Consider the following 20,012-nt stretch of genomic DNA (forward strand, 5'->3'; position numbering starts at 1 on the left):
AATGACATTTAAATTACTAAAAATATCTCTTTCTGCTGTTTTTTGGGTGTTTCCCCAAAGGGCCGGGCTTTTCGTTATCTCTTTTTTTCCCGTAAATCGAAGCAAAAAAAGGATGCTGCTGCAATCCCTGGTGGAAACCGTACCTGTTAAAACAGGATGTCTGTTTTTGATGGTAAGCACTGTTATCTGGTCTCAGCAAACAAAACTTACGGGCATTGTATCGGTACACAACAGCAAGTACGAGACAGGAGCCACACAATACGTTAAGGACGCTTATGTGACCGCTCCTTTTACCAAGTCTGCCAATACGGATGAAAGCGGAACGTTTGCCTTAGCATTTGTCGGGATAGAGGGCGGAACCTCTATAAAATTACAAGTTGAAAAACAGGGGTTGGAGATCGTCAACCTTCGCGATCTGGAAGATGTGGTCATCGGCAGAACGTCTCCCGTACGGATATTTCTTACTGAAAAAGGAAAGCTGGCACAGGTACAGACCGAACTGTACAACATTAGTAAGAAGGCTCTTTTCGCGAAAAAAGATACCCTGATCACCAAACTACATGCCGACATCAAAGAAAGCAATACAGCCATAGCCGAATTGGAAAAGCAATTTCACAAAAAACTGGCCAACCGTTTTGAGGCCGAGAACTTGCTGAATGAAAAGATAGAAGCCATGCAAAAGCGCCTGCCTGAATTTGCACAGGAACTGGCAGAACGAAACCTGGACTTTGCATCGGATTTGTATATAAAGGCGTATGAATTATTTAAAAAAGGAAATATTGAACAGGCTATAAAAACACTGGATAATGAAACCCTGAAAGAATCGTATACAAAAGCGGTCAAAACTCTTGCTAAAGGTAAGCAGTTAGTAAATACAGGTATTGAAATACAGGAAAAAAGCATTTTACAGATCAACCAGGTCATAAACAGTTATGACTTAAAAGCCAAGTCATCCATACTGCTTTTCAAATACCAGGAAGCGGCAGCTTTGTATGAGAGAATCATTACGATACATGAAGAGAATGAGTTTGAGGCCGTGCAACTGGCATTCTGGTATGATAAGGCAGGAGAAGCCTGTCTTGATAACGGTCAATATGACAAAACACTGGAATATTATCAAAAAGCACTGACCATACGTTTGGAGTTGCTAACCCCAAAGCACAAAGAAGTAGCGATATCCTATGATAAGATGGGGATTGCTTACCGGCTTTCGGGCGATTACCAGAAGGCGTTAAAACATGTTCAAAAAAGTATCGTCATAAAAGAGGAAGTATTGAGTCCCAAGGATATTTCTTTGGCTGATTCATACAATCACATCGGAAATACTTATTTAGAATTAGGTGATTATCAAAAAGCACTGGAATATCATCAAAAGAGTATAACCATAAAAGAAGATGTCCTGGAACCTGAACATCCTTCCCTTATGCACTCGTATAATAATATGGGGGTGGTTTATATGTTCCTTAGTAAGTATCAAAAAGCATTGGAGCATCATCAAAAAGCCATGGCTATTAAAGAAACTGTTCTCAATCCCATACACCCCGATCTGGCAACTTCTTATAACAATATTGCTTTTATTTACCGGGGTTTAGGGGATTATCAAAGAGCATTGGAGTATCACCAAAAAGCCATGGCCATTAGAGAAGCTGTTTTCAACTCCATACACCCTGATTTAGCAAATTCTTACAATAATATAGCCGACATCTACAGAAATTTGGCAGCTTATCAGAAAGCACTGGAATATCATCAAAAAGCCATTGCCATTCAGAAAGCTATTGATCCTGGTCACCCTATCCTGGCAAATTATTACACGAATCTTGCCATTGTTTATGAGGATCTGGGCAATTACCGAAAAGCGTTGGAGCTCAATCAAAGGGCCATTGCCATACGAGAAGCCGTTTTTGATTCCGATCATCCCGACCTGGCCATTTCATACAATAATATAGCCAACATCTATAAAAATTTGGCAGCTTATCAAAAAGCATTGGAATATCATCAAAAAGCTATTACTATTCAGCAAGCTGTGCTTGGTCCTGACCATCCTTTTTTAGCGACTTCATACGGAAATATTGGTATTGTTTATGCCGATATGAAAGACCATCAACACGCATTAAAATATTATAAAAAAGCGATATCCATTCGGCAAGCGGTACTTGACCCTGATCATCCTTCTTTAGCCATTTCATATAATAATATTGCTCATCTTTATAACGGTTCAGGGGATTACGAAAAAGCACTGAAGTTTTACCAAAAATCAATTGCCATTAAAGAAACAGCGCTTGACCCTGACCACCCTTCTTTAGCCATCTCATATGATAATGTCGGGGTGGTTTATGATAATATGAACTCGTATGAAAAAGCACTGGAGTATCACCAAAAAGCAATTGCTATTCGCGAAAAAGCTTTTGATCCCAAACATCATTCTTTAGCGAAATCGTATAATAACATAGCCAGCGTTTACAGGGGCATGGAAAAGTACCAAAAAGCGTTGGAGTTCTATCAAAAGGCTATTCCCATTGGAGAGGCTGCTTTCGGCCCTGACCATCCGGATTTGGCAAAACTTTACCAGGGTATGGCCAGTACCTATATAAAAACGGGTCATTTAGCCAAAGCATTAGCGTATCAACAAAAGGTTGTCGATATATACCAAACGATTTTTCCAAGCGAAGATTCCGATCGTAAGGCGGCAACAGCATTCTTACAAGAAATTAAAACGATGATAAGTAAAAAAGACTAATGAGGAACTTACAGATAATAATATAGTTTTTTATGAAACCAAAAGTAACCATTTGGGCAGTGTTCTTTTTTATCTCACTGTTTGCTTATACGCAGCAAACAGAACTTAGAGGCATTGTATCGGTACACAACAGTAAGTACGAAACGGGAACGATACGGTACATTAAAGATGCCCTCATTAACGCTGCCTTTGCAAAACCGGCAACCTCCGACACGGCGGGAAGGTTTATATTGGAGTTTGTAGGTGTAGCTGCCGGGACTTCGGTAAGGTTAACGCTTGAAAAACAGGGGTTGGAAGTGGTCAATCCGCGTGATTTGGAAAATGTGGTCATTGGCCGAAAGCTTCCGGTACGGGTATTTGTAGCCGAAAAAGGCAAACTGGCACAGGCACAGACCGAATTGTACAATATTAGCAGGAAAGCCCTTTTTTCCAAAAAAGATTCTCTGATAGCTCAATTACGGAGCGGCAAGGAAGCACGTAAGAAAACCATTGCCGAACTGGAAAAGCGTTTTCGCCAAAAATTGACCGACCGCTATGAGGCCGAAAACCTGTTGAACAAACATATCGCCGATTTGGAAAGGCGTCTGCCCGAGTTTGCTCGGGAACTGGCAGAGCAGAATCTGGACTTTGCCTCGGACCTCTACATAGCAGCTTACAAACAATTTAAAAAAGGGAACATAGAAAAGACCATTGCCCTTCTGGACAATGAACTATTGGAAGCATCCTATTCAAAGACAAGGAAAAATATACGTGAAGGAAAGAAAATGGAGCATGCAGGAAAGCAGCTTCAAAACAAAAGCCTGAAGCAAATCACACAATTGATAAACAGCTATCAGCTCAAAATTAAATTGTTATACTCAAAATTTAAATACGGACAGGTGGCAGGACTCTATAAGAAAATCCTCGAAACTCATAGCATTTATTCTTTGGATACCATGCGACTTATTGATTGTTATTTTGGATTGGCATCTGCATATTTTGATGATGGAAGATATATAAAGGCATTGGAGTTTTCGCAAAAAGCATTGCAAATAAAGGAAAAGAAATTGGATTCAAATAGCAGCAAAGATTTAACAGCCTCCTATAATCAAATGGGAAAAATTCATACCGCTTTGGGTAACTATGGAACGGCACTCAGCTATCATCAAAAAAGCATGGGTATGCTACAAAGCGACACTGATAAACTGCATGCCGACCTGACACGTACTTATACAGATATTGGAAACACCTATATACATCTGAAAAAATACAGAAAAGCCCTGAGATATTATAAAAAAAATAAAGCCATTTTAACAGAAAGGGCAAATCCTGATCTTCTATCTCTGGCTCAGGTTTACGGAGGTATCGGGAAGGCCTATAAAAATATCGGGAGGTATCGGAAAGCTTTTTTTTATGTACAAAAAGCGATAAGCATTCAACAAGATAGGCTTGTCCCTAAACATCCTTTCCTGGCAACTTCGTATCATATAATGGGAATGGTGTATCTGGCCCGAAAAAAGTATCGGAAAGCATTACAGTACTTAGAACAAACGATACGAATCAGAGGAGAAGTACTTCATTCCTCCCACCCTGATCTGGCATCTGCTTATATCACTCTTGCAAAGGTATATGTTAAAAAAAAGCAGTCAGACAATGCCTTAAAGTATCAAAAGAAAGCATGGGAGATCTTTGAAGATCGACTGCCTAAGAATCACCCAAAACGCCGAAATGCGCTAAATACCCTGATAAGAATTCAAAAACAATTAAAAGATGAAAACAATTAGATTAAACGACAAAAATCAAACTACGGGAACTATCGAAAAAACAACAGAGGAATTCCACCGGGCTATGAGCAACCGTACAAAGGCCTGGATTGTAATTGAAAATTATATAAATTACAAATTTTAAATTCACAATTACGAATTTTTATCTTCTCAATATCAACTGATTGAATTTAATTTTTGTGAAATTAATTTTTAGACTCAATATAAAATGTTTAGCACAAATCGAAGAATCTGTTGAGTATTTTGGAATTGAGATAGATTAATAAGACATTGAGTATATCACAGAAAATTATAAAGAAAACATAAAAAATGATAATACCCTCCTGAAACCCGAAAATCTAAAAGCAGTGACTATAGATATGGTTATTTGGTTTTATAAAGATTATCGGTATCGGAGGATTTGTAACATAATTATTAGAAATATTTGACAATAACTAAAACAACAGAGTGAAAAATGTATAAACCTCAAAATTTTACAATCGAAGAATTAGTACACCCCCAAATAATTAACGATATTGGAGAAGCGAATGCGTGGCGCAGGCTTAATGAATTTGCTTTAAATGATTTGCAAAGAATTCGAGGCAAGTGGTTTGCAAAACACAGTACAGGGATTTATGTAAATAGACCCGAACTGGGTATAGATTCAAGAGGATTAAGACCACCTGATGACCCCGACGGCTCATTCTACTCCACTCATAAGAAAGGTACTACTTTTGATTTAGAACCGGTAAACGGTCTGTTTAGAGACCTATACGATTTCATTATGGGAATGATTGAAAATGATGAATTAGAATTCTTAAACATTTTAGAGGATTTTGAATTTACTAAAACCTGGATTCATGTTGGTTATATGAATACAGATAAAAAACCATTAATTATAAAACCATGAATAATAAAAAGAAAAAACTCTCTTATAAGGAGAGAAACGGAACTACCAGAGTAGGTGATTTTTTAAGAGGCATTAAAAAAAATGTTTTACCAGCACTTACAAAAGCAGTTGGTTTAGGGAATTTAGCCGAAGCGGTTGGAATTGTTGAGTCAGGGAACTCAGGACTGGCTACAGAACAAGTTAATACATTTTTGGAACTGATGAAGTTGGATATGCAAGACGTGGCAAATGCACGAGAAATGCAAGTCAAAATTGCAACATCACAAAACGCTACAAGGCTATCTAAGAACTTTGTTTATTATTTAGCCGGTGCTGTATCTTTATTCACATTTGTAATTATCATAATGTTATTTTTTGTTAAAATACCTGAAGGTAACCAGAGAATTATAGATATGTCAATCGGTATATTGGTTGGTTCGGGCTTTGTTGCTATTCTTACTTATTTTTTCGGGAGCAGTCAGGGCTCTAAGGATAAGCAAAATTTTATGAACGCTATGAAAAAGAAATAAAATCCCGAGACCTTTGCAAAAAGGTGATATATTCCGTATTTGAATTGATTTGACTTTAAATTTCTTTCTTCTCGAAAATTTTAAATCCTCAAAACCAATAGGTTATTCCGGTTGAAAATTTTCTTCGGGCGTCGAACTTTTTTGTCAAATCAATTCTGCAAAGGTTTCATCCCGATGAAAGATTTCAACAGGAAAAATTGCTATGAAAAATAATGAAACCCTTCTGTTTTTTTGGTATCTCCATGATCAGGCAGGTAATTACTATTTTGCTCTCTGATTCCATAAAGACAAACAGATTTATGCTTTCCCAAAATCTCAAACCTCTATGTGGCAAAATACTCTGAATCAGAAAAGACCTACTTGCTGTATGTAATAATTCAAAATTGACCCAGTCTATTAATTGAAAACTGACCCGGGAAAGTTATAAAAATACATTAAAATATTCAACTAACTTTAATGTATCCTCAGTCTTCCGATAGCTTTTAAAAGCTATCGGAAGACTGGCACTCTAATACGGCATGTCGTTCTACCCATTTTTATAATAGATTTTGAATTTTTTTTAACTATATTATTCTTCCTTCTTTTTACGCTTATTACGATAGAAGTTATATGCGAAATACAAGAGAATCAGTGCAAGTACAACATACCTGTAAGAAACAGGCTCACCGGTACCGCCAACGGTTGTAAACATCCTGTTCCAACGAATAGATTTTATTTTAGAAAAGATCCCTTTTGCATTAGCATCCCAGCTAAACCAGATCATTACGGGTTTTCCCACAACATGATCAAAAGGAACATATCCCCAAAATCTGGAATCTTCGGAATTATTTCTATTATCTCCCATCATCCAATAATAATCCTGTTTAAAAGTATACGAAGTTGCTTGTAACCCGTTGATATATATGTTTTCACCATCCACTAACAAATCATTGGATTCATATTCACCAATGATTTTTTTATAAAAAGGTAAGGTCTCTACAGTAATGTCTACCGTTGTTCCTGCCTTGGGAATATAGATAGGCCCAAAATTATCTTGAGACCATCCATTATCTTTTATTTTCGGAAATACACCGTCGTTGGAAGTATACGTTAATTTTTTTACGGAAGTAGTATTGGTATATTTCTCAAGCCGTTCCACTTCTTTGGCGGTCATGTTAATATTTATTTTATTATTTACTAAAGACATCTTCAATCTGTCAAATAGTTTTTGAGAAACCCCACCGCTAACTTCAGTATAAATGGAATCACCACCGATCTTTGTAAGATAGGCAGCTTTTTTAAAAGTTTCTTGTACTCTTGGATCTTCCCAGTACTTGGTTGCTATTTTATAAATATTCCTTAATGCTTCATTTTTTTTCAAGAATGCCGGGACACTGGCAACAGTTTCTTTTGATTCATATGTATGGAAAAATTGCAATTTCGCTCTATCTGGCAATACATTCTTTTTACCATTGATATATACATAGCCATTTTTAACAGACAGAGAATCACCTGGTATGCCAACACACCGCTTGACGTAATTTGATCTTTTATCAATAGGTTTTCTGATGTTTTTATCCGGAGTTTTAAAGAATTGCTGTACCGTGTCAGCAGGCCAGCTAAAAACTATAATATCATTGCGTTTTATTTTCTGAAAACCGGGTAGACGCATATATGGTAATTGCAATTTATTTATCAGCGCATTCTCTTTTTTAGTGACGTCATCTTCATATACATAAGATTTTTTATGGATAAGAGGAAGTGTATCGTGCAACATGGGAGCTGCTATGGTGGTCATAGGGACTCTTGCGCCGTAATGGAATTTACTGACAAACAAGTAATCCCCTACCAATAAGGTTTTTTCCAAAGAAGAAGTAGGAATAGTGTAAGGCTGTATAAAATAAGTATGTACCAGAGTAGCTGCAATAATGGCAAATGTAATTGAACTTACCCATTCTCCCAGAGCGGTTCTCGGAGCTAAACTTCTTTCGGGTTTATAAGGAGCTTCCGTTGCATAATTGATATAGTAGATAAAAAAACCAAGACTGATTAAAGTAAGCAGGGTATATTTTCGCTGATTGAAACCAAAGCTTCTCGCAGTTTCTATCCAAATAACAGGGAACATTAATAGGTTTACTATAGGAATGAATAAAAGTAAAACCCACCAACGGGGTCTTTTAATAATCTCCATTAAAACAAAACCGTTATAAATGGGAATGATGGCCTTCCAGGGTTTTCTACCTACTCTTTGATATAATTTCCAGGTTCCTGAAAAATGAATTATTTGTATTCCTAAGAAGAAAATTAACCATCCTGTAAATGTCATATCTTACTGTTTTTGGTTCTTTAATTGATAATGAACTTGTTTAAACTTTTTCAATTTGCTGAAAAATTACTGTTTTCCACTCTGTTTTTGTCTTTTTTTCCTTCCGTAGTGCTGCTACGCAACTCAAAAAAGCCTTCAACAGCCCTAAAACTTCTAATTTTCGCTTAAATTCAAAAAGTTTAAACGAGTTCAATGTTAGTTTGCAAAATAACAAATATGTTACATTTTTTATCCTATTTCTAATACATCTTTCATTGTAAAAACCCCTTTTTTACTTCGTAACCATTCTGCTGCTGCTACAGCTCCCAAAGCAAATCCTTTTCTATTATGTGCTATATGTTTAATGGCAATGCTATCGATATCTGATCGATAAGATATTGTATGTGTCCCCGGAACTTCCGGAACTCTTTTAGCATGAATCGGGATAGTACTTTTAGACGTTGTACCGTTTAGTCCCCAATTTGTTTTGTCTGAATTGTCAATTATTTCTTCTGCTAATGTGATGGCTGTTCCACTTGGAGCATCCAGTTTTTCCGTATGATGTATTTCTTCTACGGAAACCGTGTAGTCGTTTGAATGGTACATTAATTTGGCTAACTGACGATTCAATTCAAAGAAAATATTTACGCCCAAACTAAAATTAGAAGCATATATAAAAGCACCGTCTTTCTGCAAACACAATTTTTTTACTTCCGCATACTTATCCAACCAACCGGTTGTCCCTGAGATAACAGGAACCTTGTTTTTAATGCAATTGGTAATATTCTCATAAGCTGCATCGGGGATACTAAAATCTATGGCAATATCAGCTATGGAAATATCATAAGGATCACTATCTTCGTCAATTCTTAAAATGATTTCGTGCCCTCTTTGGATAGCCGCTTTTTCAATTTCCTTCCCCATTTTCCCGTACCCTAGTAATGCGATTTTCATCTTAAAAAGTATATTTGAGTGACATCCCGACTATCGGTTCCCCAGCGGTCATTATTCCGGGAACAATAACAGGTTTAAAAGATAACCGATCACTTGTGTTAAACTGTAAAAGATGTGCATTTACACTGGCTTCAACAATTTGTAGCGTATATAAAATAATAGTAACTAACAGAGATAAATCTCTATTATCACGAAGCACTCTTTGTGCATTTATCAAGCCGTTTCTTGAGATTAACACGGTTCCGTTATCTAAAGTAAACTCGTCTTGTAAACCGGCTTCTCGCTGCCTAAAAGCTCTTCTGTATCTTTTGTACTCTTTGTTATTATCCAGATAAAAATAAATACTGGTTCCCAAAGCACCCCATACAATGGGAACTTTCCAATATTTCTTATTGTAAACTTGCCCCATTCCGGGAAAAATTGCAGAATAAAAAGCTGCTTTTGAAGGAGATAAAGGATTGTATGTATTTTTGGCAATGGTGATTTGTTTTTTTGCCTTTATACCATTATCGGAAATGGTATCTTTTTGAGCACTTATTTTTACAGAAAAAATAAATAACAAAAAAATAGAAATCGTTATGATGCTGTGTTTCCTCACTTATTTTAACAGATTTTTAATTCTATTAAAATCTTCTTTCGAATGAAAAGGAATGATTAATTTTCCTTTTCCCTTAGCATTTGCATTTACAATGACTTTATGTCCAAAAAAAGTACTGATATCTTGTAAACTTTCTTCAATATAACTTGGTATTACTTTTGTTTTTGGTTTGGATGTGATACCTTCTTTTCGTTTTTTTACAAGTTCTTCTGTTTGTCTGACAGATAATTTTTCTTGTAATATTTTTTCATAAATTGCTAATTGCTCAGCTTTGTTCTCCACATTAATAATAGCCCTGCCATGTCCCATAGAGATAAAATTGTCTCGCATGCCTGTTTGTATGATAGGATCTAACTTTAGCAATCTTAAATAATTAGTAACAGTAGATCTTTTTTTACCCACACGCATACTTAGCTCTTCCTGGGTCAAATTGATCTCCTCAATCAGTCTTTGATATGATAGGGCAACTTCAATAGGGTCCAGGTCTTTACGCTGAATATTTTCAACCAATGCCATTTCCAGCATTTCCTGATCATTAGCAATTCTTATGTACGCAGGAATGGTTGTATTTCCTACGAGTTGCGAAGCTCTGAGGCGACGCTCTCCGGAAACTAATTGAAACGAATCACCTTCTAATTTTCTTACTGTAATAGGCTGAATAACTCCTAATTCCGAAATCGACGAAGCCAGTTCACGTAGCGTCTCTTCATCAAAATGAGTTCTGGGCTGATAAGGGTTTACTTCTATTTTGTCCAAAGAAATCTCAATGATATTTCCTACAACTTTATCGGCATTTTTATCGTTGATGGAGTTGATATCTGTTGTGTCCTTTAATAAAGCTGACAAGCCCCTGCCTAAAGCTTGTTTTTTAGTGGCTTTAGCCATAATTCCGGTTCTTTTTTAAGAGTTCGTTTGCAAAATTTATATAGTTAACAGCTCCTTTACTTGTAGCATCATATTCAATAATACTTTCTCCATAACTCGGTGCTTCTCCCAAACGTATATTACGTCTGATAATGGTATCAAAAACCATACTGCTAAAATGTGTTTGTACTTCGTCGACTACCTGATTTGAAAGTCGTAATCTGGAATCAAACATGGTTAGTAAGAGTCCTTCAATTTCCAAATTGGGATTGTGTATTTTTTGTATGCTTTTTACAGTATTTAATAATTTCCCCAAACCTTCCAGCGCAAAATACTCACATTGAATAGGAATGATGACCGAATCAGCTGCAACCAGTGAATTTAATGTAATTAAACCCAGAGAAGGAGCACAATCAATGAGAATATAATCGTACTTATTTTTGATTGCATCTAATGCTTTTTTCAACATGTATTCCCGTTTCTCTTTGTCAACCAGTTCAATTTCTATAGCAACCAGATCAATGTGAGCAGGAATAAGGTCCACGTTAGGCGAAGTTGTTTTTTTGATGGCATCTGCTGCGGAAACAGAATGCTCTAAAACCTGGTATGTACCGGATACTGCTTCCTGCACATCAATACCAAAGCCTGATGTTGCATTGGCTTGAGGATCTGCGTCAATCAACAGTACTTTTTTTTCCAAGACCCCTAAAGAAGCCGCCAGATTTATAGAGGTAGTGGTTTTTCCAACCCCTCCTTTCTGATTTGCAATTGCAATTATTTTTCCCATTAAGAAATACTTGTTTTCAACTAGTAAAATTACAATTAATTACCGTTTTTGAAAACGAAAGATATTAATAATACCAAAAAGAACCATAAAATAGTTCAATCTTGCTGTGAAAATTTCAAAATTCATAACTAAAATACTCGGCGTAGCTCAGACCATATCTGTGTTTTTTAATTCGAACTTTGAAATTTTTAGTACCCTCTTTGGATCACTTTACCTGCCGTAGAGTTGATGAAATGCCTGGGTTGATTCATTACAGTTATTTTCAGTACTGATATAATTTTCTAAAGTTTTATTTAAACTAATCTGTTCTCCACACTAAACCTGTTGCTATATATTCCCATTCATTATTTATTTTTTTTAAAATTCTCAATTCTCCAGAAGTAGGAAATTCTATATAGATAATAGCAAAATTATTCTTTTTGGCAAAAACCGGTATAGAAAAAGCTATTTTCGTTTGTTTTTCGTTTGTTTTTTTAGTTAAAAAATAATCTTCACCAATAAATTCAGACCAGTATTTAAATTTATTACTTTTTATTTGATTTTTCATAGAAATAAAATCCTGTTTACCGAAAAAACCACCGAAATGAATGATGTCTTTTTCTGATTTAATTTTAAAATTCCTAATCAGCAAAAACCGGTCTGGGTTGAATAAATCTTCTAATTTTCTATTACCATACGAAAGATTTTGAATAATCTTTCTTTTTACATATGACTCATTTTCATTGTATAATTGCAAATGATTTTGCATCAAACTTTTAATCTCATTATGATATGATTTTTTTTCTTGACTGCTCACTTTGTCCTGTGCAACTGAGCAACCATAAAAAAACATTGTTAATACAATAGTATATATAGATTTTCTCATAAATAATTTAATTACAGTTTTTACCCCCTTGTGCATTGTTATTAGCTGCTCCATCCTGCTTGCCCTTCATTTGTATTGGCTTCAATAACGTTTTGTCTAAAATCTTGGGGAAGATTATTAAACGCTGGAGTATTAACCCCATACCTCCAGACCAGCTTAAATAATGATAATAATTGTTATTAGTAAGCGAGCTATTATCCCAAGATTCTAACGAAATAGCCATTCCGGCAACAAATTCTTGAGTCATTAATATATGTTCTGCAGTGTTTTGACTATTTCCATTTTGAGATAGCAAATGATTTAATGAGTCGTTAAGATCAGAAAATATTTGAGTATAATATTTTAGTACATGACAAAAAATATAATTAATTGATTATCAGTAAATTAAATGTTAAATAATTAAAATAAAGCATTGATTTTCAGTATATTAGAAGAATAACATCACTCATTTTTCTAATGAAAAAAACCAATGCTTCCACTAAAAGTAGTGAATTAAATTCAGTTTTAAGTTCTCATTTCCAAGGTAAGATCAATTTGGCAAGAATCAAACTCATATCACATTTCATTATCGCCCTCTGTAAGGTACAGACAGTTACCTTTGAAAAGGTAGCCAACGCTTTTGAGACCTCAGTAGATTCGAAGTCATCACTCAGACGTATTCAAAGATTTATTGCTGATTATTCGTTGGATGGAGATTTGATCGCTCGTCTTATATTTAGTCTCCTTCCTAAGCAAGAGGGATTGATCTTGAGTATTGATAGGACCAATTGGAAGTTTGGTCAGACCAACATCAACATTTTTAAGTTGGGAGTTGTCTATAAAGGTGTTGCCTTCCCATTGTTATTTACTATGTTAGATAAGCCAGGGAACTCTAACAGTCAGGAGCGTATTGATCTTGTGAATCGTTTCATAAGACTTTTTGGCAAAGATGTTATTAAATCCATTGTAGCCGATAGAGAGTTTGTAGGTAATCATTGGTTGGATTTCTTGAATACAAATGGAATCAAATATTATATCCGCATTCGAAACAACTTTAAGGTAGAGCTTCCTGATAAGAACAAAACCATCAAAGTATTTCACTTGTTTAATCCACATAAGATCAATGAGTTTGTGTATTATCCTAAAATTGTACGTGTTAATGGTCAGCTTTGTTTCCTTTCCGGATGCAAGTTGTACCCAAAAAATGGAAAGCCTGATTTCTTAATCATTGTATCGTTCAACGCTCCTGATAAGGCCTTTGAACAATACAAAGAACGATGGCAGATAGAGATGTGTTTTAAAGCAATGAAAGCCAGTGGCTTTGATATTGAAAACACACACCTGCAAGATATTAAGCGTATTGAAAAATTAGTACTGCTTGTAATGATGGCTTTCGTATGGTGTTACAAAGTTGGTATATATTTACATCAGATTAAGCCTATCAAAATAAAAAAGCATGGAAGAATGGCTAAAAGCATATTCAAATATGGATTAGATTATATCGCTTCTGTGCTATTAAACCCTGTAAATCAAAACAATATGAACTTGACTAAATTTTTGTCATGTACTTAGGTATAATATACAAAATTAATGTATGCATGAAGGGGCTCATGGATGATTGTTCTTGCAATAACTAAATCTGTGGCATTTGAAATATAACTAGTGTTTAATGTAATATCAAATGCTTTAGTAGAATCATTAAAAAAAGTAGTCGCATTTATCTCATGCCCTAAACTATTTGGAGACAAATCTTCTACTTTAAAATTTAAGTGATATTGATCTGAATTATTAAAAACATCCATAATTTCCCCGGACAGATTTAGCTCTTCTTTTACAAAGTCCGGCATATCTCCCAAATCTATATAAGTATTATCACTAACTAATTTGTTAATAATATCTTTAACACAATCTGGAACAGAAGTAGAGATATAATTAGCTCCTCCCAGTTTACTTCATCACCATTTATTAATACTTCAATAGCATTGTTAATAAACACTTGCATGTTTTCATCACAACCATTTTCGTTTACAAAAGCCTCTATAATACTAAGGTTTTCAGAACTTAGTTGATTCACTAGACCGGCATCTATATCTATCAAACAAACTTCATAAAACTCCAACATACAATCCCTATTCAAATCTCCTTCCGGTCTGGGATCACATGGGGTTTCACTGTGTATGATACCCACAGGAGTCGTAAGCATTGTATCTCCGTCACCACCGGAGTTTCCTCCTCCGCCTCCACCGTCAATCAGCGTGTTAATTCCCTCCGTATCAAAGTCAAAAACAGTATCTGCATTTTTTTGATGTACCATGTCCAAATGGCTTTGCAATACAACCGTTTTCTTGACTCCATACCGGAAGATGCGGGTTTTTTAATGATCACATTTCCTACCTTGTCAACACAAGCGTTTCAAGATGTAAACGAGTGCCGAAATCAACCATAAATTGTATGACTCTTCCTTCTTTTTTTGACGGACGTGGCACAGCATTTAAATCTGAGAAATGATTCCACAACTTTTTTGGGGCCAGATTTCTAATAACAGAACGCATCATAATAGTATGTATGGGTATAAAATAGAAAATTAAACCCGGATTCTGCATTGGAACTTCGTAATGAAGGTTGAAATCACGATAAAATATAGCATTTTCTGAAATGTAGCGTAGCGATATATTTTGAAACGATTTCAAGCTGTAACAGATTTTCTAATGCAGCATCCGGGTTAAAGGTACATTATTCATCGATTTCCAGCACCATTTCTTTTATGTCTTTTCTCACTTTTTTTAAATCTTTCATATAGTCATCTTCTGCTCTGAAACCTATTGGCAGTGCCAACACCGAACTTAAATTATGTTTGTCTAATTTTAGTTTTTCATCATATTTTTCCGGAATAAAACCTTCCATCGGGCAGGCATCTATTTTTTCTATGGCACAAACAGTCAACAGGTTACCCAAAGCAAGGTAAGCTTGATTTTTACTCCAGGCTTTTATTTCTTCAGCAGGTTTTTTACGGAATGAATCCATCATACGATCTTTAAAAGGCTTCAATATTTCATCCGGAGTGTTTCTAATGTCCTTTACCATTTTGAAATAGGCTTCCACAGTACTTTTGTCTACTGTATTTTGTATGCAGATGACCAGTACATGCGAAGCTTGTGCTACTTGTTCCTGCTGCCAGGAATGGGCTACCAAACTTTTTTGAAGCGTTTTGTTTTGTATGATAATTAGTTTAATAGGTTGTAGGCCATAAGAAGTAGCTGTCAGATTAAATGCTTCTTTTAGGATATGTATTTTGTGTTTAGGCACCATTTTATTTTTATCAAATTTTTTTACTGCGTAGCGCCACTTTAAACTTTCAACAGAGTTCATAATAGTATATTTTGTGCAAAAATAACAGAATTATTCGGGTAGCTTATTTGCGGATGATTATTTCTTTTCCGCAGTGCTGATATTACTTTCAATCTTCAATTTTTCAATCTTTCAATTTTTTTTGTACTTTAGTAAAAAAAATATGAAAGAGGATTTTCTACATTACATTTGGCGGTACGCTCTCTACTCAAAAACCGCACTGGTAACAGCACAAAAAGAAGAAATAAAAGTGGTTAAACCCGGGTTATACAATACGAATGCAGGCCCCGATTTTTTAAATAGCGAACTTATTATTGACGGACAAAAATGGGTTGGAAATATAGAAATACATAGCAATACTTCGGATTGGTATTCGCACGGGCATGAATCAGACGTTAGTTATGACGCTGTCATTTTACATGTGGTTTGGAACCATGATGCAGAAGTGTATATGAAATGTAATACACCGATACCAACTCTGGAACTAAAAGAAATAGTTCCTCATCATATACTTTTTAATTATAAAAAATTACACAACTCCGATCTAAAATGGATTCCATGTGAGCATGAAATTACCGGTGTTGATTCTTTTATGATAAAGTATTGGCTAGAACGTTTGTATGTTGAAAGGTTGGAAAGTAAAATGATTGTGGTTGAAAAATTACTTGAAAAATCTCAGTATAACTGGGAAGCGGTATTTTTTCAATTAGTAGCAAAGAATTTTGGATTGAGCGTTAATGGAGATGCCTTTTTGAAGTTGGCTCAATCCTTTGACTATACGATTCTGCAAAAAGAACATTTTAATGAATTGGCACTATCAGCATTGTTATTTGGACAGGCAGGTTTTTTAGAAGATATATTGGAAGATGCATATCATACGAGATTACGAAAAGAATATATTTATTTAAAACACAAACACGGATTGAAGCATTTACAGAAAAACGAATTTCAGTTTTTTAGAATGCGACCACATAATTTTCCCACGATACGAATAGCACAATTAGTTGCATTACTTCACTCAAAAACACGTTTTTTTTCAATGACTATAAATGCTGTTGAAGTTGCTGAATTTTATAAGTTATTCAAAATTGAAATTCACGATTATTGGAAGACACATTTTAATTTTGGAAAAGCGAGCAAAAAAAGTGCAAAACGACTGTCTGATTCATTTATAGACCTGGTACTCATCAACACAGTTCTTTTGCTGAAATTTTCTTATCAAAAAAAGCGAGGAAATTTAGATACGGTAGCTATTATAAAACTAATTGAAGAACTGACACCTGAAAAAAACAGTATTGTACATAAATTTTCAGAACTGGGAATATCGCCTAAAAACGCACTTGAAAGCCAGGCATTACTTCAACTTAAAAATAGCTATTGTACAGCTAAAAGATGTCTGGAATGCGCGATAGGAAAATCAATTTTGGGAAGGAAGTGAGTTATAGAGTTAAAAGTTGGAAAGTTATGCTATAAACCTTTTCGAAATCTTAGTTTCACTTCAGTAACCACTTAGCCCATAAATTTTTTTCATTTGTTTTTTGTGAATTTTCAAATGAAAAAATTCATGTACTTTTGAGATAATAAAGCATGGAAATAATGAAAATCAGAGCGGAAATTATTGTATTGAGTTTCTTTACTATAGTTCTTTTTTCCTGTCGTAAAGAAATTTTGAGGCTTATTTTTTGAACGCATTTGACAAGGTTTTACAATACAATTTAAAAAAACGTTGTCTTTTTTGCAATGATTTTTTATGCTTTTTTGTATATTAATAACTGAAAATCAATATGTTAAATTTTTTTTAAGGGTTGACTAATTATATTTTCCTTGCCCGTAACATTTCCCTTTTACCGGGAGGGCCCGGCAGACGCTCAACAGTAAATCCTACGGCTTGCATGGCTCTTCTCACACTTCCTTTTGCAGCATAAGTAACTAAAACACCTTTTTGTCGTAGTGCATTGTACATGAGTTGAAAAATAGCTTCTGTCCAAAGTTCGGGTTGTACTCTGGCCCCAAAAGCATCAAAATAAATAAGATGAAAAGTATGGGTATCACAAATATCTTTAAAAAACTGCTTTCTTTTTATCAATGAAAAATTCCTGGAAATTTCGTGTCTTTCCTCCCACACAGTTTCATGTAAAAGATAGAACTCACGTTTGAAGGTTTCGGCATTAAGTTTTGAAATATAATTTAGTTTTTGTATTTCATTCATACTCATGGGATATGCTTCTATACCTGTATAGCTCACTTTCAGAGGCCTTTTTACCGTTTCCAGAAAAGAAATAAAAGCGTTCAGACCTGTTCCAAAACCAATCTCTAACACATTGACGACTCCTCTGGGAAAAAGAGCTAATCCGTGTGTAATAAATACGTGATATGCTTCCCAAATAGCCCCATGTCTGGAATGATAATATTCATTCCAATCGGGAAGATAAATGGTAACAGCACCATCTGCCGTATTAATAATTTTACGAGTAGCCATGAAAAGATATAGTATTAGAACAGTACCATTTTTTATTAAAGCTCGTTTACACTTTTTCAATTGGTTAAAAAATGCTGTTTTCTCAGCTGATTATCAACGAACTCATCTTGACTTTTTCTATTTCCTAAAAAATGACTGAAATTCACCTATATTTCGTTACTTTTCTTACCTGTAGCGCTGCTATAGCTTTCAAAAAGCGCCTTATCTAGTTAAATTTCAGTTCATTTTCGGTTAAAAACAAAAAGTCAAGATGAGTTCAACACTATCAACTTTCTGACTTTTACACTTTTCCAACTTTAAACTATATTCACAACTCAACCATCTCCTGATTTTTTAAAATATCGTCAAAAGTCTCCCTTTTGCGAATAAGGTAGTCTTTCTCCTGATACATCATAACTTCTGCCGGCCGGTATCTGGAATTATAGTTTGAAGCCATAGAAAAACAATAGGCACCTGCGTTGTGAAAACATAAAATATCTTTTTCAGAGATTTCACTGATTCTCCTGTTAGTACCAAAAGTATCGGTTTCACAAATATAGCCTACTACAGAATAATAGCGCGCGCTCCCTGTTGGGTTCGAAATATTGGTAATACGATGGTATGCATCATACATCATGGGCCTTATCAAGTGATTAAACCCACTATCAACCCCTGCAAAAACCGTTGAGGTAGTTTGCTTTACCACATTTACTTTTGTTAAGAAATACCCGGCTTCGGAAACTAAAAATTTTCCGGGCTCAAACATCAAAGTGATATTTTTTCCATACGATTTACAAAATAAATTGAACCGTTCGGAAAGCTGAATGCCTAACTGCGCTATATCCGTAGCAATATCTCCTTCTTTATAAGGAACCTTAAATCCGCTTCCAAAGTCGATAAAATCAATATTTTCAAACTGATTGGCTACCTCAAATAAAATTTCCGTGGCACGCAAAAACGTATCAATATCCAAAATATCGGAACCCGTATGCATATGAATTCCGTTAATATGTATTCCGGTATTTGCAATCACACGTTTGATATGCGGAACCTGGTGAATAGATATTCCGAATTTTGAGTCAATATGCCCTACGGAAATCTTACTATTTCCACCTGCCATAATATGGGGATTGATACGTATACAAACAGGAATTTTGGGATGTTTTTGGCCAAATAATTCTAAAATGGAAAGGTTGTCAATATTGATTTGAACTCCTTTTTTGGCAACCTGCTCAATCTCTTCCAAAGAAACTCCATTAGGTGTATAGATAATTTTTTGAGGAGGAACACCTGCTTCCAAACCTAGTTGAACCTCTTGGATGGAAACCGTATCCAACCCGGACCCTAATTGATTAAAATACTTTAAAATGTTGATATTTGACAACGCTTTTACGGCATAGTTAACCTGCATTTGATCTACACCGGAAAAAGCATCCGTAATCCTTTTATACTGCGAAGCAATTTTCCGGGTATCATAGACATACAGAGGGCTCCCGTATTTTTCAGCCAGTTGAAGTAAAGTTTCTCGATTCATGGTACTGTTTTGTCGGGCGAAAATAGCAAATTAAAATATAATGGAATGCCTGTTTTGATACCTAAATATAGTTTAAAGTTAGAAAGTGTAAAAGTTGGAAGGCTCCGGGTTTCAGGCTTAGTTACTGAACATACCTAAAAAAAGCGACCTTATCCAGGCTCAACCTTGAATCTTTGAATTTTTGAATCTCGATTCAAAAAACACAAAAGTCTATTGACAAAAACAGAACTCATTTAGACTTTTTGGGTTTAGGCGAAAATTAGAAGTTTTTAGCTCTGTTAAAGGCTTTTTTGAGTTGCATAGCAGTGCTACGGAAGGAAAAAAAGACAAAAACAGAGTAGAAAACAGCAATTTTTTAGCAAATTCAAAAAGTTTAAACGAGTTCACAATAAAAATACTGTTGATAACTAATCAACAAGAGCATTTTAATTTTTCTTTGGAAA

The 20,012-nt window shown here is 35.0% G+C and carries 18 protein-coding genes and 1 pseudogene; 7 read left to right on the forward strand and 12 right to left on the reverse strand.

From position 1 onward, the window contains the following. Position 1 precedes the first annotated feature (1 nt). The 5 genes from GKR88_09435 (at position 2) to GKR88_09455 (ending at position 5,898) form a co-directional block, all read left to right on the forward strand. The gene (locus GKR88_09435) at positions 2-2,737 is read left to right on the forward strand and encodes a tetratricopeptide repeat protein (GenBank protein ID QMU64482.1); all 2,736 of its coding nucleotides are present in this window, start codon (positions 2-4) and stop codon (positions 2,735-2,737) included. Positions 2,738-2,769: 32 nt separating this feature from the next. Beyond that, entirely contained in the window at positions 2,770-4,500 is a 1,731-nt protein-coding gene (locus tag GKR88_09440) for a tetratricopeptide repeat protein (protein QMU64483.1), read from the forward strand. Next, positions 4,487-4,624 (forward strand): hypothetical protein, encoded by a 138-nt coding sequence (locus GKR88_09445; protein QMU64484.1) that lies wholly within the window; start codon positions 4,487-4,489, stop codon positions 4,622-4,624. The genes GKR88_09440 and GKR88_09445 overlap by 14 nt, the downstream gene beginning before the upstream one ends. Before the next feature lie 330 nt (positions 4,625-4,954). Beyond that, the gene (locus GKR88_09450) at positions 4,955-5,389 is read left to right on the forward strand and encodes a hypothetical protein (GenBank protein QMU64485.1); all 435 of its coding nucleotides are present in this window, start codon (positions 4,955-4,957) and stop codon (positions 5,387-5,389) included. Further along, on the forward strand, positions 5,386-5,898 hold the full coding sequence (locus GKR88_09455; protein QMU64486.1) for a hypothetical protein: 513 nt from the start codon (positions 5,386-5,388) through the stop codon (positions 5,896-5,898). The genes GKR88_09450 and GKR88_09455 overlap by 4 nt, the downstream gene beginning before the upstream one ends. A gap of 568 nt (positions 5,899-6,466) precedes the next feature. On the opposite strand, the gene lepB is transcribed toward GKR88_09455, so the two are convergent. From lepB to GKR88_09490, 7 genes are all read right to left on the reverse strand, one after another. Beyond that, positions 6,467-8,203 carry a signal peptidase I gene (gene lepB / locus GKR88_09460; protein ID QMU64487.1) on the reverse strand — a complete coding sequence of 579 codons (1,737 nt, stop codon included), beginning with the start codon at positions 8,201-8,203 and terminating at the stop codon, positions 6,467-6,469. 228 nt (positions 8,204-8,431) lie between these two features. Beyond that, positions 8,432-9,136 carry a 4-hydroxy-tetrahydrodipicolinate reductase gene (gene dapB, locus GKR88_09465; GenBank protein ID QMU64488.1) on the reverse strand — a complete coding sequence of 235 codons (705 nt, stop codon included), beginning with the start codon at positions 9,134-9,136 and terminating at the stop codon, positions 8,432-8,434. Position 9,137: 1 nt separating this feature from the next. Beyond that, positions 9,138-9,719 (reverse strand): hypothetical protein, encoded by a 582-nt coding sequence (locus GKR88_09470; GenBank protein QMU66687.1) that lies wholly within the window; start codon positions 9,717-9,719, stop codon positions 9,138-9,140. 15 nt (positions 9,720-9,734) lie between these two features. Further along, a complete protein-coding gene (locus GKR88_09475; protein ID QMU64489.1) occupies positions 9,735-10,619 on the reverse strand; it encodes a ParB/RepB/Spo0J family partition protein in 885 nt (294 codons plus the stop codon). Next, positions 10,612-11,385 (reverse strand): AAA family ATPase, encoded by a 774-nt coding sequence (locus GKR88_09480; GenBank protein QMU64490.1) that lies wholly within the window; start codon positions 11,383-11,385, stop codon positions 10,612-10,614. The genes GKR88_09475 and GKR88_09480 overlap by 8 nt, the downstream gene beginning before the upstream one ends. Positions 11,386-11,683: 298 nt before the next feature. Continuing rightward, positions 11,684-12,250 (reverse strand): hypothetical protein, encoded by a 567-nt coding sequence (locus GKR88_09485; GenBank protein ID QMU64491.1) that lies wholly within the window; start codon positions 12,248-12,250, stop codon positions 11,684-11,686. 7 nt (positions 12,251-12,257) lie between these two features. Continuing rightward, entirely contained in the window at positions 12,258-12,497 is a 240-nt protein-coding gene (locus GKR88_09490) for a hypothetical protein (protein ID QMU64492.1), read from the reverse strand. 209 nt (positions 12,498-12,706) lie between these two features. Between GKR88_09490 and GKR88_09495 the strand changes: the two genes are divergently transcribed. Next, positions 12,707-13,801: an IS4 family transposase gene (locus GKR88_09495; GenBank protein QMU64493.1), complete on the forward strand. Its 1,095-nt coding sequence runs from the start codon at positions 12,707-12,709 to the stop codon at positions 13,799-13,801. On the opposite strand, the gene GKR88_09500 is transcribed toward GKR88_09495, so the two are convergent. From GKR88_09500 to GKR88_09510, 3 genes and pseudogenes are all read right to left on the reverse strand, one after another. Beyond that, positions 13,798-14,085, reverse strand: a complete 288-nt coding sequence (locus GKR88_09500) for a hypothetical protein (GenBank protein ID QMU64494.1) — start codon at positions 14,083-14,085, stop codon at positions 13,798-13,800. The genes GKR88_09495 and GKR88_09500 overlap by 4 nt on opposite strands. A 386-nt stretch (positions 14,086-14,471) precedes the next feature. Then, positions 14,472-14,781: pseudogene (locus tag GKR88_09505) on the reverse strand (cytosol nonspecific dipeptidase). A 181-nt stretch (positions 14,782-14,962) separates the two neighbouring features. Beyond that, a complete protein-coding gene (locus GKR88_09510) occupies positions 14,963-15,598 on the reverse strand; it encodes an NAD(P)H-dependent oxidoreductase (protein ID QMU64495.1) in 636 nt (211 codons plus the stop codon). 142 nt (positions 15,599-15,740) lie between these two features. Between GKR88_09510 and GKR88_09515 the strand changes: the two genes are divergently transcribed. After that, entirely contained in the window at positions 15,741-17,015 is a 1,275-nt protein-coding gene (locus tag GKR88_09515; GenBank protein QMU64496.1) for a DUF2851 family protein, read from the forward strand. A gap of 375 nt (positions 17,016-17,390) precedes the next feature. Here the strand turns inward: GKR88_09515 and mnmD are convergent, their stop codons facing one another. Continuing rightward, positions 17,391-18,056 (reverse strand): tRNA (5-methylaminomethyl-2-thiouridine)(34)-methyltransferase MnmD, encoded by a 666-nt coding sequence (gene mnmD / locus GKR88_09520; protein ID QMU64497.1) that lies wholly within the window; start codon positions 18,054-18,056, stop codon positions 17,391-17,393. Positions 18,057-18,363: 307 nt separating this feature from the next. Next, positions 18,364-19,569, reverse strand: a complete 1,206-nt coding sequence (gene lysA, locus GKR88_09525) for a diaminopimelate decarboxylase (protein ID QMU64498.1) — start codon at positions 19,567-19,569, stop codon at positions 18,364-18,366. Between the last annotated feature and the right edge of the window lie 443 nt (positions 19,570-20,012).

Source organism: Flavobacteriaceae bacterium (genome assembly GCA_014075215.1).
Lineage (GTDB): Bacteria > Bacteroidota > Bacteroidia > Flavobacteriales > Flavobacteriaceae > Polaribacter.

Coding starts and splice junctions, on each gene's coding strand:
- GKR88_09445 (QMU64484.1), top strand. CDS start 4,487: ATGAAAACAATTAGATTAAACGACAAAAATCAAACTACGGGAACTATC.
- GKR88_09480 (QMU64490.1), bottom strand. CDS start 11,385: ATGGGAAAAATAATTGCAATTGCAAATCAGAAAGGAGGGGTTGGAAAA.
- GKR88_09440 (QMU64483.1), top strand. CDS start 2,770: ATGAAACCAAAAGTAACCATTTGGGCAGTGTTCTTTTTTATCTCACTG.
- dapB (QMU64488.1), bottom strand. CDS start 9,136: ATGAAAATCGCATTACTAGGGTACGGGAAAATGGGGAAGGAAATTGAA.
- GKR88_09435 (QMU64482.1), top strand. CDS start 2: ATGACATTTAAATTACTAAAAATATCTCTTTCTGCTGTTTTTTGGGTG.
- GKR88_09495 (QMU64493.1), top strand. CDS start 12,707: ATGAAAAAAACCAATGCTTCCACTAAAAGTAGTGAATTAAATTCAGTT.
- mnmD (QMU64497.1), bottom strand. CDS start 18,056: ATGGCTACTCGTAAAATTATTAATACGGCAGATGGTGCTGTTACCATT.
- GKR88_09450 (QMU64485.1), top strand. CDS start 4,955: ATGTATAAACCTCAAAATTTTACAATCGAAGAATTAGTACACCCCCAA.
- GKR88_09510 (QMU64495.1), bottom strand. CDS start 15,598: ATGAACTCTGTTGAAAGTTTAAAGTGGCGCTACGCAGTAAAAAAATTT.
- lepB (QMU64487.1), bottom strand. CDS start 8,203: ATGACATTTACAGGATGGTTAATTTTCTTCTTAGGAATACAAATAATT.
- GKR88_09515 (QMU64496.1), top strand. CDS start 15,741: ATGAAAGAGGATTTTCTACATTACATTTGGCGGTACGCTCTCTACTCA.
- GKR88_09455 (QMU64486.1), top strand. CDS start 5,386: ATGAATAATAAAAAGAAAAAACTCTCTTATAAGGAGAGAAACGGAACT.
- lysA (QMU64498.1), bottom strand. CDS start 19,569: ATGAATCGAGAAACTTTACTTCAACTGGCTGAAAAATACGGGAGCCCT.
- GKR88_09475 (QMU64489.1), bottom strand. CDS start 10,619: ATGGCTAAAGCCACTAAAAAACAAGCTTTAGGCAGGGGCTTGTCAGCT.
- GKR88_09490 (QMU64492.1), bottom strand. CDS start 12,497: ATGACTCAAGAATTTGTTGCCGGAATGGCTATTTCGTTAGAATCTTGG.
- GKR88_09485 (QMU64491.1), bottom strand. CDS start 12,250: ATGAGAAAATCTATATATACTATTGTATTAACAATGTTTTTTTATGGT.